The organism is Paenibacillus sp. FSL L8-0470 (genome assembly GCF_038008625.1).
In the GTDB taxonomy this organism is placed as follows: domain Bacteria; phylum Bacillota; class Bacilli; order Paenibacillales; family Paenibacillaceae; genus Paenibacillus_AQ.
Genome location: NZ_JBBOZM010000001.1, coordinates 6293118 through 6306645, shown reverse-complemented (window position 1 = coordinate 6306645; position 13528 = coordinate 6293118). Strand labels below are relative to the sequence as shown.

The following is a 13528-nucleotide window of genomic DNA, read 5'->3' as shown; positions in this document are numbered from 1 at the left end:
ACTTATCCTTCTATTTCTCGCTGAAACGATACTGTCCTTAAAAAGGACGGCAAAGCCGTTTCCACTTGGTGAAATTCACGCAAAATAGCCTCATATGGGCCGAGGGCTGTACAGAATAGGCTGCAATCGCTGTTTTTCTTACAAGATATTTGGTATAAGCCGCTTTTTTGTAGATAAAGTTTGCCGGATTTTGATATACTTTAAAGGATGCTTTCACTAGAAGCGGAACTGGAGACTATTATGGGATAACAATGAATTCACCAATGAAGGGATTTGTACTCATGAGCAGAGCGCCGATTTGATGAACAACCCGTGTGATATAAGCAGAAGCATGAATTTATATATGAAGGGATATGTGCAATGAATAAGGCACCGGATCAGAAGCTGCAACAGGAAGTGGACAAACGCAGAACCTTTGCGATCATTTCCCACCCGGATGCGGGTAAAACAACACTTACGGAGAAGCTGCTGCTGTTCGGCGGAGCCATCCGGTTAGCGGGAACGGTTAAAGCCCGTAAGGCAAGCAAACATGCAACAAGTGACTGGATGGAAATAGAGAAACAGCGCGGGATTTCCGTTACTTCCTCTGTGATGCAGTTCGACTATTTAGACCATCGGGTGAACATTCTGGATACCCCGGGTCACCAGGATTTCAGTGAGGACACCTACCGTACGTTAACGGCTGCGGATAGCGCGGTGATGCTGATCGACGTGGCGAAGGGCGTAGAAACACAGACCATCAAGCTGTTCCAGGTTTGCGCCAAACGCGGTATTCCGATCTTTACGTTCATCAACAAGCTGGACCGCGAAGGCCAAAGTCCGTTTGATCTGATGGAAGAGCTTGAGAATGTGCTGGGCATCCGTTCTGTTCCGATGAACTGGCCGATCGGCAGCGGACGCGAACTGTGCGGAGTGTACGACCGGATGAAGAATCAGGTGGAGCTGTTCCAGGGTGATGACCATTCTGTAATTAAAGTGCAAAAGGTGGAAAGCTACCGTGACCCGATCATCCGTGAGATGGCCGGTGAGTACCTGCATGATCAGCTGTGCCAGGAGCTGGAGCTGCTGGACGTTGCGGGCGATGCTTTTGACTATGAGAAGGTACTTCGCGGAGAGCTTACTCCGGTATTCTTCGGCAGTGCGATCAACAATTTTGGGGTGCAGACCTTCCTGGACAACTTCCTGGATCTTGCACCGAAGCCGGAGCCACGCCGCAGCACAGTTGGCTCCATTGAGCCGACCAATGAGAAATTTACCGGCTATGTATTCAAAATCCAGGCAAACATGAACCCGGCCCACCGCGACCGGATTGCTTTCCTGCGGATCGTGTCCGGCAAGTTCGAGCGCGGCATGAGCGTAAAGCATGTCCGTGCAGGCAAAGACATCAAGCTGTCCCAGCCGCAGCAGTTCCTGGCCCAAGACCGCGATATCGTCGAAGAGGCGTATCCGGGCGATATTATCGGGCTGTTTGACCCGGGTATTTTCCGGATCGGGGATACGCTCAGTCAAGCCGGGGATATGGAGTTCGATGAGCTGCCGACGTTCTCACCGGAGATTTTCTCCAAAGTAAGCATCAAAAACGCACTGAAATCGAAGCAGTTCCAGAAGGGTATTGATCAGCTGACGGAAGAGGGCATGATTCAGGTGTTCCGCACGGTCAACTTTGACGATATTCTGCTGGGAGTAGTCGGACAGCTGCAGTTTGAGGTGTTTGAGTACCGGATGAAGGGGGAATACGGCGTGGATGTTCAGCTGCAGCGGATGTCATATCAGTTCGCACGCTGGATCGTGGATGAGAATAAACCGGACCCGGGCAAATTCCGCATCAACTCTACGCTGGTTACCGATAAGAAGGGCAACTACGTGGTGCTGTTCGAGAACGAATATGCGATGCGTACAGCGATGGAGAAGAACCCGACCGCGAAGTTCCTGGAAACAGCTCCTTGAGTGTAGGCTGTTGACGAATTCAGGCTGCAGGTGCAGTTGCAGATGATATAGCTGTACCTGCGGCAGTTTCAAATAGGTAGAAAAAACCTCCGCCCCCAAGTGTGCAGATGCACCTTGGGTGACGGAGGTTTTTGGCTCATGAGGTTTTCTAGGATGTGATGGATCCGGGAGTAACCTCCTCCAGATGTCTGTGGAGCAGACTAATCACATGATCCTGCTTGGCCTCTCCGAGGTCCTTCCAGACCATTTCAAACACGACGCCAAGCCCGGGAAGCGCAGCTTCCGGCCCGTCCACGGAGCCTTCAATCATGTGCCGCAGGTCTTCTTCGGACTGGCCGTGCACTTTATGGAGAATCGCCTGGCGCAAATCAATGGTAACCGGCATAATGTACCCCCTTACAAGTTTTGTGAGCAAAGCTTCCTGCATTCCTTCGTACAAAACTGCTTCGAAAGCACATGCTTAGTTTTGTGAGCAAAGCTTCCTGCATTCCTTCGTACAAAACTGCTTCGGAAGCATGTGCTTAGTTTTGTGAGCAAGGCTTCCTGCCAATGGTTCGCATAACTGGCTTTGGAAGCCTGCTCATGCTGAAACGCCCTGTACTAATGTGCCCTGCGGCGATGCTGAAAATTCAAGTTTGTGTGTGCTTATGCTATACTGTGTGAGATATAAAATGTGAGCGGGAGGTACACGGACATGGCTAAAAAACAATATGCCATCATCGGAATGGGACGTTTCGGCTCAAGTGTAGCCAAGGCGCTCAGCGGGATGGGATTTGATGTGCTGGCCATCGATTCGGATGAGCAGCGCACACAGGAAATTTCGGGAATTGTTACCCATGCCGTATCCGCGGATTCCACCGATGAGGAAGCGCTGCGCGCACTGGGCATTCGAAATTTCGATGTTGTCGTTGTGGCAATCGGAGAAGATATTCAGGCGAGTATTCTTACAACGCTGATCCTGAAGGACCTTGGGGTGCCGGCGATTCTGGTCAAGGCCAAAAGTGAGCTGCACGGCAAGGTGCTAAGCAAGATCGGTGCAGACAAAGTCATTTATCCCGAACGGGACATGGGCATGCGGGTTGCGCATCATCTGGCCTCGCCGAACATCCTTGACTATATTGAGCTGTCGCCGGATTACAGTATTCTTGATATGAAGGTTCCCAGACCGATGCTGGGCAAAAACCTGCAGGAGCTGAATATCCGCGCCAAATATGGCTGCAATGTGATGGCGATCCGCCGGGGCGAAGAAATGAATATTACTCCAAGAGCCGAGGACCGGCTGGCCGATGGCGATGTTCTTGTCATCGTTGGCCACAAGGACAACCTGACCAAGCTGGAGATGGCATATCAATAACGCACGAGCATACGAAGTGTAACGTGGCTCTCGTGGTGCTGTAGGAAGTGTTAAATGCGCTGCCGATAGTGGCCGGATTTGCTTAGTTGCACTCAGTACAGCTATTTGCTTCGTTAACCGCTTGTTCAGAAGGATAGATGTATTTCGTGCAATTATAATTTAGCAAACCCCCGGTTCATAGCCATAATGATGATTATAAATGTACAGACTACAACTAAATTGGAATTAGCGGTAAAAAGCGTTATTTTAGTTGCAGGAAATACACTTAAAATGAAGCTGTGTGCAGCGTATTAGAGAAATACATGGGAAGATCGTAGTGACTGCAAGGAAAAAGGCAGCAAAGATGCGATAACTAAGCTGCAGGTGAACAGAAAGGTAGGACCTCATGGAAATTATGTCTCCGCAAAATACGCGGGTGAAGGAATGGGCCGGACTGCAGGAGAAGAAACACCGCGATAAGTCCGGCAAATATATTGTGGAAGGTATTCATCTCGTACAAGAGGCTCTGCTGGCCGAAGCCGATGTGGAAATATTGGCGTATGACCTCGATAAGGGCATGCCGTCTGAGCTGAAGGAACTGCTGCAGGCGGTACAGGGTATGGAGGTCATCGGCGTATCAGCACCGGTGATTGCAAAGTGCAGCAGCACCAATACGCCGCAGCCGGTATTTGCGGTGGTGCGCAAGGAACAGCAGGGCGTGGAGACGATCCTTGCGAAGCCGGATAGTCTGGTCGTTGTGCTGGACGGAGTTCAGGACCCCGGCAACGTGGGGACGATCATCCGCAGCGCGGATGCGGCAGGCGCAGACGGCGTGATCCTCGGCCAAGGCTGCGCCGATCTGTACAACCCGAAGACCATCCGTTCCACGATGGGCTCGATGTTCCATCTCCCGGTGGTGGAGGGCGATTTAAGTGTTGTTCTGCCGCAGGCACGGGAACGCGGCGCACTCTTAGTCAGCACCTCGCTGACCGGTGAGGACTCCTGCTACACCCACGATTTTCGCGGCAGCCAGTGGCTGCTGATCGGCAGTGAAGGTAAGGGCATCTCGCCGGAAACAGCCGTACTTGTCGATAAGAGCATTATCATCCCGATGGCTGGCCGTGCCGAATCGCTCAATGCGGCGATGGCAGCGACCATTCTGCTGTTTGAGGGGATGCGGCAGCGGGGGTATCCACGCAAATAAACCCATCTCACTGTGAGTTATAACATAAAGTAAGACTGTTTTTAAGCATGCATGAGACCTTTTCTATAGCTTCAAAATGAGATCAAGAAATAGCAGCAATCCCTTGTGTGACAAGAGATTGCTGCTATTGGTATGTGGGCAGGGCTTATACCACACTGAATTTTTATATCAGGTGGTAAGTCATACCGGACTAATTTGTACTTCTGAAATCAAATTATTAGCGGAAACCTATTTAGTTTTCAAGCCTGAACAACTTAACAAAATATACGTAACACCGTCTCGTTCGCAGGTTGTTTACTCTCGCTTACAACCTCGACCCGCGATATGGTGTCTTGTCCTCCTGGAACAACGATGGGCGTAACAGTAGAACAGCCGTTTTCCCGGAGAGTTTCCATATCAAATTCCAGTAGAAGCTGCCCTTTTTTCACCCGGTCGCCGTTGCTTACATGAGCTGTAAAACCCTTTCCTTTAAGAGAAACGGTATCCATGCCAACATGAATGAGCAATTGAACGCCGGAATTGTGCTCGATGAGAATAGCATGCTTACTCTTTTCCATGATATGGGCGATAATGCCGTCAAAAGGAGCAATGACCTTGCCGGAATCTGGCAGGATGGCGAATCCCTCGCCCATCGCTTTACTTGAGAACGCTTCGTCCTGAACTTCATCCAGAGCTAAGAATTGACCGGAGAGAGGCGATGAGATTTCTATGGAAGGCGATTCCATCTTTTTTTTCTTAAATCCAAACATAGGTTTTCCTCCTGTAACTGTGTGTTAGAATAGCAATGGAACAACGAATAGGGGGCCTGCCTTGTGAACAAAAGAGACTTTGTTATCCATGATCTGCTCAGTAAAATCTATCAAAAACATTATTCAGACTGGAAGCTTCCTACAGAAAGAGAACTGGCGGCGCAATATAAGGTTTCCAGATTTACAATACAAGAATCTATTAAGAAGCTGAAATATATGGGTATGGTTAAGGTTGTCCAGGGCTCGGGTATTTTTATTAACAAAAATATTCAAGCCAGTCCGCTGATCTACAACTCACTTACGGAGAATCCATATTCCAATATTCAGTCTAAGGTCATCGAGCTGCAGAAGCTTCCCTCCACCCCTAGTGACCAGCAAATCTTTAATATAACTGCCGAGGATGAAGTGTGGATGTACCAGCGCTTGAGAATCGTTAACTATCAGACAATGCAGATTGAGCAGTCGAGATTGCCTGCGACGTTATTCCCTGTATTAACACAGAAGGATGCCGAGAATTCCATTCAGTCATTTGTGAAAAAGCATAAGTTCACTATCTCACATTACCTGAATACTTATGAGGCAATCTCGCTTGATAAAGAACAAGCGATGTTCTTGCAGCAAAAAAAGAAAAGTCCAGCAATGAAAATTTCAAGCCGTGGAATACTGAATAACGGTACCATTTTTGAAATCAGTGAAATTGTGGCTGTCGACTATAAGTGCACGTATTTGACGGCCTTCAACAACGAGCATCACAAAAGAAGAAACCTCTGATACGCAGCTAATCATTGACCTGAAACTCTCCGTGCTGACCGCCTGTGCCGGAGAGTCTTTTGCTGCGCCTTAGTTAAGGTGTCATTAGCGTACCGTCGGGTAATCTGGCCTGTGTCCATTCATGCATACGGTATTCCACCGGGAAGGCACCTGCCTGTTCCTCATTGAACTCCACGCCGATGCCCGGCAGATCAAGCGGATAAATATAGCCATCAATGGCGTCAATAATGGGCGAAAATACGCTGCGGGTGTTTGCCTTAATCGGAATATTCTCCTGAATTGCTGCATTATGCAGATGAATGTTGAGATGTGTATTGACGGCAATTCCAATTGGCGTAATGTCGGACGGTGTATGCCAGGCGATACGAACCCCGAAAGCCTCGCATAATGCTCCAAGCTTCAGCGCAGGTGTAATTCCCCCGATTTGGGACACATGGCAGCGGATGAAATCAATCTGTCTACCCGCAATCAGGTTTCTCCATTCCAGCGGATTGTTGAACAGTTCGCCTGTGGCAATCGCCGTTGACGTTTGTGAGCGGATCTGCCCTAACCATTCATTCTGATCCGGCGGCAAAATATCCTCGATAAAGTAGGGTTTATACGGTTCGACCGCTTTGGCAAACTGTACGGCCTGATTGGGGAATAACCGCTCGTGAACATCATGAAGAATATGGAACCGGTTGTTATACTTTTCCCGCAAAAGAGCAAACATTCTGACCGTAGTCTCCATATACTCGTCCTGATCATAATAGGAGCCCGCTGTGGAAGTGGCCGGAGAGTGCAGCTGTGAAGGGTTCCCTCCGTAGAAGCCAAGCTGGCAACGGATGTGCTTGTATCCTTGATCAAGGAGTCCATCGATCTCGCTGTACAGATCTTCAATATTGTCAGCAACTGCATGAGTATATGCCGGAATGGCATCCCGTGATTTGCCGCCAAACAGCTGATACAATGGCATACCGGCGAGCTTGCCTTTAATATCCCATAGAGCCATATCAACACCGGAAACCGCATTATTCAGAATAGGTCCGTTGCGCCAGTATGAATTGACCATCATCATATGCCATAAGTCTTCAATATGGTTGGCGTCACGGCCAAGTAAAATCGGTCTGAGGTATTCCTCTATGACGAGCTGGACGGCTTTGGGCCGTTGCTGAAAAGTGGCGCAGCCATATCCAATGACTCCATTATCCGTAGTTACCCTGACAACCACCAGATTATGACGGTCAGGTTTTAGTATAAAGCTTTCCACATTAGTGATGATGGAAGGGTTCATGTTTCTCCTCTTTTCTACAATTTCTAAGAGTATTGAACCATAGTTTGAAAGGAAGAATCAATTTGGTTTGGTAAACCGGTTGAATAACGAAAGATATCAGTCCAATTATGATGGAAATTGAATAAAAACCCTTTGTTATAAAGGTTTTTTTGATAAAGTCGAACCATTTTGGACTGCTTTTATTAGAAGTTTCTTTATGATACTATTCAGTGTGTAAACGGAACCAATATCCATTAGGACAGGAGAATTCTTGATGAGCAAAGAGAAAGCGATTAAGGACATGATTGCAGGTATAGGCGGTGAGGAGAATATTGAAAACGCTTGGCATTGTATGACACGACTTAGATTTGAGCTGAAAGATAAAAATAAAGTAGATATTGCGAAAATCAAAGAGTTGGACCCAGTACTTGGTGCACAGTTCAATCAAGACCAGTTTCAAATCATACTAGGTCCTAAAGTCGGAGAATATTACACCGTTCTGGCTAATGAGCTCAAGCTGAAGGATGCGCAGAGTCCTGAAGAGGAGAAGGGAAGCAAGCAAAAAGTAGGTTTCGTTACGCTCTTCATGAACATAGTATCTGGCGTATTCGGGCCCATTGTACCGGCAATTGCTGGTGCGGGATTAATCAAGGGACTTATTGCCGGTTTGACTGCACTTCATTACATCTCGGATAAAAGTGAAACCTTTCAAATAATAAACATGATGGCCAGCGGTGTGTTCACTTTCCTGCCATTCTTCCTGGCAGCCTCAGCGGCCAAGATTTTTAAGACCAATCAGTATTTGGCCATTGCCATAGCGGCAACTATTATGTTCCCAACGATGGTGGATGCAGCAAAAGCCGGTGAAATATCCTCCTTCCATTTCCTTAATTTGCTCCCGATTCCTGTTTTCAACTATAGCGGAACCGTCATCCCGATTATTTTTGCCGTTTGGGCGATGAGTTATATTTATGGCTGGGTTAACAAGATTGTTCCGGAAGTACTCAGAACGGTAGTTACACCAACGTTGACTCTATTTATCTCTGGATTTATGGCTTTAGCTGTTATTGGTCCAATCGGTGTCTATTTAGGAAACGGGCTGGCTTGGCTGGTTCAAGGCTTGTTTGACATCTCCCCTGTTCTGGCTGGTGTGGTTGTTGGTGCGATTCGTCCAATAGCTGTCTTTACGGGCATGCACCATGCCATGACCCCAATTGCGCTGCAGAACTTTGCAACACAAGGCTACGATATGTTAATGCCAATGATGTGTATGGCTAACTTCTCGATTGTAGGCGCAACCTTTGCCGTGTATTTTAAAGTGAAGACCCCGAAAGAAAAAACAATTATCGTCTCCGCTGCCGTCTCCGGCTTGCTGGGAATAACAGAGCCCGCTTTGTTCGGGGTGTTAGCAAAGTACAAAAAAGCCTTCTTGGCTGCCACGATTGCCAGTACGGTTGCTTCCGCTTACATTAGTTTCTTCGGTGTCCGTTTGTACGGATATGTACTGTCCAGTATTTTCAGTATTCCGGCATACATCGGCCCCTACTTTGTCTATGCAATTTCGGGAATGTTCATTGCGGTTGTGGTAGGTTTTATTGTCTGCAATCTACTTTTGAGTAAAAGTGATGTTGAAAATGCCAATAAAGCCTCCCTGCAGTCTGCACAGTAATGCAGCAAATATGTTAGGGTACCGAACTTAAATTTTGCTGTATAACGTTTTCGAAAGATATTGAAAAGCCCGCACTCGGCCTAACTGGCTGACTGTGGGCTTTTGTTTTAGATAAGATCCTGTCCGACAGGAACAAGGCAAAGCAAGAAGGGGGGAGAATTTATACCTTGACCGGTTCGTAAGCGGTACTGCTTTTAGCCAATGCGACTAGCATTCGCGCTACTTTACCGATTAATTTCATAATGGATTTCATCTTCTTCAGTTTCTTTTCCTCTACATTGTAACGATGTGCTGCTCGTAATTCCGGATGCTAGTTAAAGTTCTAAACAATAAGTACTTCAACTAGCCAATTACTTTATGGCGTTACAAGCTCATGGTGATGCCCATTCAGCTCGATTCTATAAATTCCAATCGTTTTTTTTCTTTCATCAGAGCTTAGACCGCCAAAGCGTTGATAGCCAAATGTAGTAATACCGTTATCAGTAATTGGCCAGTCATAGACCTTAGCTAATGTGTCAAAACCATAATAAAATCCAGGCATACCTAAATAATCAGTAGACCATTGTCCATTGTTAAATGTTGCAGATTTTAAATTGCTTGTTTCTTGAGGATTGGGAATACCACGCCCATATCTAATCAAATAATAGACATCGTTTAAATATGTTTTTACCGCCTCTATCGGTGCTTTTTCAATCGCTACCCTTGTAATCTCTTCTCCTTCCACACGGTATAAAATAAACTCCTGCGTTGTGTCCCAGGCATAATTCAAATAAAAATTGCCCATATCTGTATTAAACCATATATTCCCCAGTCGAACTAAGTTTTTATCCTCAATCAAATCCTGATAAACAAAAGGCTCGAATTGATTAAAAGTATTGCTAAATAATAATTGACCGTTTTCTTTAATGACTGCCATAAAACGATCACTATAGACAATGGACTTTCCTTGGTACAGTAATTTTAAAACACGGATGAGATTAAGGTTTTCGATTGCTGTGGCGTTAACATCCCTAATTATAATCAAGCTATAGGGTTGAATCTGTGCATTTTTTAAATACAAGACTCTTTTATTAAATGCCTCACCCATATATCTTAAAGGAATATACGTTGTATTGTTATAAATGCTTGCAGCCACGTCCATTACGCTTGATTTACCGTTTATAGAAATATTTTTATTTCCTATTTTCAAGAAAACGGTATTCGTAGCGTACTTCATGGTAATGGACTGTTCTTTTGTATTAAAATCTACCTTTGCACCAAATCCTTCAGAAATAAAACGAAGGGGTACCAGTGTACGTCCATCTTTCACAATCGGCTTAACGGCTGATACTTTCTGCCCATTAATAAATGCCATGGAGCTTTCAGGAGAAAGAATCATACTGTTTTTCAAGTCGGATTCTGTTACATCTTCATAATAGTCATGAAGATTTTCCGCGTGTGCCGCAGAACCAAAAGCCAGGAATAATGTAAAAGTAAATAATGTGATGATAATTTTCACTTTCATTACTACACCTCTCAATAATGAATGTTTTATAGATACATATATGTCAGATTTACAAATATTTGTTTTATCCATATTGTACACTTTTCCGTCAGGGGCTGCTACCTCACTGCAGTCTTATCCCTCTAGCAACCTTCGAGCATCATGATCCCCTTCAATTGATTCAAGTAATAGGAGAACATTGTCCTCGATTTGGAAAATCCAGTAATAATTTGATCAGAGATAGTGATTTATTAATAGCTTTGTAATGACAAAATTTCTCTTTTTGGATTCTAAAGCCTTGAGTTCAATCTATATAATCAACAGACTTGCTTTAAAATGTTATAGTTATATAAAAAAATATGATTATCAATTTCGCTGAAATATTTAACATACAACGGAGGGGAATATGAAGAGGTTTAGATCATACCATACCCTCGTGAAGGAATTTTGGGCCATCGTTTCTTTTCCGGTCAGACGAAACATGCCGCTGCGGCAAAAGATTCTAATCAGCAACATTCTTATCGTATCGCTGGCCCTGGTAATCTTTATAATAAGCATTCATAGAATTGTCTTTAATCAGACCCTGGAAAGGACTTCAGCAAGCTCGCAGCAAGAAGTGAAACTGATAAAACAATCTATGGAGACCTTGTTTCAATCTGTTCAGAACTTCTCGAAATTCGTCTTGATAAATCAGGATACACAGAAGGTGCTCAGTAGAGATACTATAGCAAGCGATGACGTTTCTGCTCTGAAGTCCATACATAATACGCTGGCTGCGATGCTGGAGACTGAGCCGAATATTGATTCCGTTATTATCGAATCCTTAAGCGGCGAACTCTATTATACCTCCAATTTGACCGGTGTGACTTTGCAGAGTCTCAGCATTTATCCCAAAGAAGCGATTGATGCTGCAAAAGGTGGAGCGGTCTGGGGAGATACACTGCAGCCATCATTTCTGTCCGGTATGAAGAAGAAGAATATGATTAGTGTGTGCAGAGTTATTATGAGCATGGAGAAGGGGACTCCGCTTGGTTATATTTATGTGAATATTGACGAGCGGACACTCGCCCGGATGTACCATAATGAACATTCTAATCAGAATCCTACTCTGGTCATTAACCAGGACGGAATTATTGTATCCGCGAATGAAGCTTCACTGGTCAGCCAAGCGATTGAAGATGACTCTCTTGCCAAATGGACGAAGTCAGCTTCTGAAGGGAGCAAGACCGATCAAGTCGATGGAATGCGTTATTTAGTGTCCTTACAAAGCCTTGATCCCTATGGTTTGAAGGTTGTCCACCTGGTTACCACTTCAGAGTTGACCTATGGGTATTGGAAAATCGCATTATTAATGGTCGGCTTCGGACTGATCAGCATGCTCTCGGCAGCGTTTTTGTCCTTTGTGTTCTCGCGGCTTCTAACTCGGCCCCTCAGCCAGCTCAGTGAGGTGATTGTTGAAGTAGGTGCCGGGAACTTTGATGTACGTGCATCCGCCGAAACGCAAGACGAAATTGGCAGGCTGGGTGCGACATTTAATGAAATGGTGGAGCATATTCAGGGATTGATGCTAAGAATTGAAGATGAAGAGAAGACGAAGCGGCTGCTGGAGCTAAGGCTGCTGTATTCGCAGATCAAACCACATTTTTTGTATAATACGCTGGACACGATACGTGCGATGGCTGTGATGACGAATGCTAAAGAAATAAGCAGCATCCTGAAGGCGCTCGGCGAATTCTACCGGATTTCACTTAGCAATGGGCAGGAGCTAATTGCTGCTGCACAGGAAAAAAAACATCTGGAAAGCTATTTATACATTCAGCAAATCCGCTTTAAAAAGCTGGATTACCGGATTTCGTTTGAACCGGGAATAGAGGCCTGCCAAGTGCCCACAATGCTGCTGCAGCCTCTTGTCGAGAATGCGATCCACCATGGAATCAGAGGGATGCCTGACGGAGGACTGTGTGAAATCATAGGCTATACGGAAAGGACGGACGAGCAGAGCAATCTCTGCTTTATTGTACGTGACAACGGCAAAGGCATGAGTGAAGAGGAAATGCGGCTTATCTGGTCGGACAATGGCGAAGAAGAGGTATACAGCTTCGGACTCAAAAATATTCAGGACCGGATTCAACTGAGGTTCGGTGAATCCTATGGCATTGTCCTGGTATCTGAACCAGGCCATGGATTGGAAGTACAGGTACGCTTGCCGCTGATCTTGAAAACGAGCGGACAGGAGGAGGGGACAGCTAGACTATGAATACAGCGCCGGTAGCCCGCGTCCTGATTGTGGATGACGAATATTATTTCAGGCAGCTTTTGATCCATTTGATTGATTGGACTTCTGCCGGTTTCGAGGTGGTTGCAGAGGCTGAAGAGGGTTCGGCAGCCTTGAAGATTATGGAGGAACAGGCGATTGATCTCATCATTACAGATATTGAAATGCCGAATATGAATGGGCTCGACTTTGTAAAGGCCGTCCGCGCCTTAGACTCAGCTGCAAAGCTGATTTTCATCACAAGCTACGACAACTTTACTTATGCACAGCAGGCCATTTCGCTCGGAGCGGATCATTATTTGTTGAAGCCCATTGATGAGGAAGCGGTTGAACAAGCACTTATAACTATCCGTACGCAATTGACTGAGAAATGGGAAGCAGAGCGTTATATTAATCGTTTGAAAAAAGAAGCGGGTTATGTACAAGAGCCGGAAGCAGGGCAGTCCACTGATGAGGGAAGGCGTCAGGGCAGCGGTAAACGGCTGGTCCGCAAAGCGGTTGATCATGTGACTGCACATTATGCCGATGACAGCTTGTCGCTTCAGAGTACAGCGAGTGTCCTCTTCGTGAATCCGAGTTATTTAAGTCACATGTTCAAGAAGGAGACAAGTGAGTCTTTTGTGGAATATGTGACCCATGTCCGCCTTGGCAAAGCTATGGAGCTGTTGCGCCAAGGGGCTGCTGCGGAGGAATCCTTGGCTCCAAAGGTAGCGACGATAGCCCATCAGGTCGGCTATAGAGATCCGTTCTACTTTAGTAAATGCTTCAAGAAGAAGTACGGAATTACCCCAAATAAGGTATACGAGGGATCCAATGTTGAGAGAGATTGAGCAGTTGCTAGTTGA

Annotated in this window: 11 protein-coding genes; 7 read left to right on the top strand and 4 right to left on the bottom strand. The window is 45.9% G+C overall.

All coding sequences use genetic code 11. The features are described 5' to 3' along the window. The first annotated feature begins 360 nt into the window (after positions 1 to 360). A complete protein-coding gene (locus NST99_RS28640) occupies positions 361 to 1947 on the top strand; it encodes a peptide chain release factor 3 (protein ID WP_341096242.1) in 1587 nt (528 codons plus the stop codon). Positions 1948 to 2095: 148 nt separating this feature from the next. Here NST99_RS28640 and sspI read toward each other — a convergent pair whose 3' ends face one another. After that, a complete protein-coding gene (gene sspI, locus NST99_RS28635) occupies positions 2096 to 2332 on the bottom strand; it encodes a small acid-soluble spore protein SspI (protein ID WP_038596368.1) in 237 nt (78 codons plus the stop codon). A gap of 309 nt (positions 2333 to 2641) precedes the next feature. Here sspI and NST99_RS28630 point away from each other — a divergent pair, with 309 nt between their 5' ends. Continuing rightward, positions 2642 to 3301: a potassium channel family protein gene (locus NST99_RS28630; RefSeq protein ID WP_038596366.1), complete on the top strand. Its 660-nt coding sequence runs from the start codon at positions 2642 to 2644 to the stop codon at positions 3299 to 3301. A gap of 385 nt (positions 3302 to 3686) precedes the next feature. After that, positions 3687 to 4484: a TrmH family RNA methyltransferase gene (locus NST99_RS28625; protein WP_341096241.1), complete on the top strand. Its 798-nt coding sequence runs from the start codon at positions 3687 to 3689 to the stop codon at positions 4482 to 4484. Positions 4485 to 4738: 254 nt separating this feature from the next. Here the strand turns inward: NST99_RS28625 and NST99_RS28620 are convergent, their stop codons facing one another. Continuing rightward, a complete protein-coding gene (locus NST99_RS28620) occupies positions 4739 to 5233 on the bottom strand; it encodes a PTS sugar transporter subunit IIA (protein ID WP_341096239.1) in 495 nt (164 codons plus the stop codon). Positions 5234 to 5296: 63 nt separating this feature from the next. Between NST99_RS28620 and NST99_RS28615 the strand changes: the two genes are divergently transcribed. After that, on the top strand, positions 5297 to 6004 hold the full coding sequence (locus NST99_RS28615; protein ID WP_076112612.1) for a GntR family transcriptional regulator: 708 nt from the start codon (positions 5297 to 5299) through the stop codon (positions 6002 to 6004). A gap of 73 nt (positions 6005 to 6077) precedes the next feature. Here the strand turns inward: NST99_RS28615 and NST99_RS28610 are convergent, their stop codons facing one another. Beyond that, positions 6078 to 7277, bottom strand: a complete 1200-nt coding sequence (locus NST99_RS28610) for an enolase C-terminal domain-like protein (RefSeq protein ID WP_341096238.1) — start codon at positions 7275 to 7277, stop codon at positions 6078 to 6080. A gap of 253 nt (positions 7278 to 7530) precedes the next feature. Here NST99_RS28610 and NST99_RS28605 point away from each other — a divergent pair, with 253 nt between their 5' ends. Continuing rightward, positions 7531 to 8925, top strand: coding sequence for a PTS transporter subunit EIIC (locus tag NST99_RS28605; RefSeq protein WP_341096237.1), 1395 nt, complete (start codon positions 7531 to 7533; stop codon positions 8923 to 8925). A 355-nt stretch (positions 8926 to 9280) separates the two neighbouring features. Here NST99_RS28605 and NST99_RS28600 read toward each other — a convergent pair whose 3' ends face one another. Further along, positions 9281 to 10429: a copper amine oxidase N-terminal domain-containing protein gene (locus tag NST99_RS28600; RefSeq protein WP_341096236.1), complete on the bottom strand. Its 1149-nt coding sequence runs from the start codon at positions 10427 to 10429 to the stop codon at positions 9281 to 9283. Between the two features lie 385 nt (positions 10430 to 10814). Here NST99_RS28600 and NST99_RS28595 point away from each other — a divergent pair, with 385 nt between their 5' ends. Beyond that, on the top strand, positions 10815 to 12665 hold the full coding sequence (locus NST99_RS28595; protein ID WP_341096235.1) for a cache domain-containing sensor histidine kinase: 1851 nt from the start codon (positions 10815 to 10817) through the stop codon (positions 12663 to 12665). Next, entirely contained in the window at positions 12662 to 13513 is an 852-nt protein-coding gene (locus NST99_RS28590; protein ID WP_341096232.1) for a response regulator transcription factor, read from the top strand. Before NST99_RS28595 ends, NST99_RS28590 begins: the two co-directional genes overlap by 4 nt. Positions 13514 to 13528 lie beyond the last annotated feature (15 nt).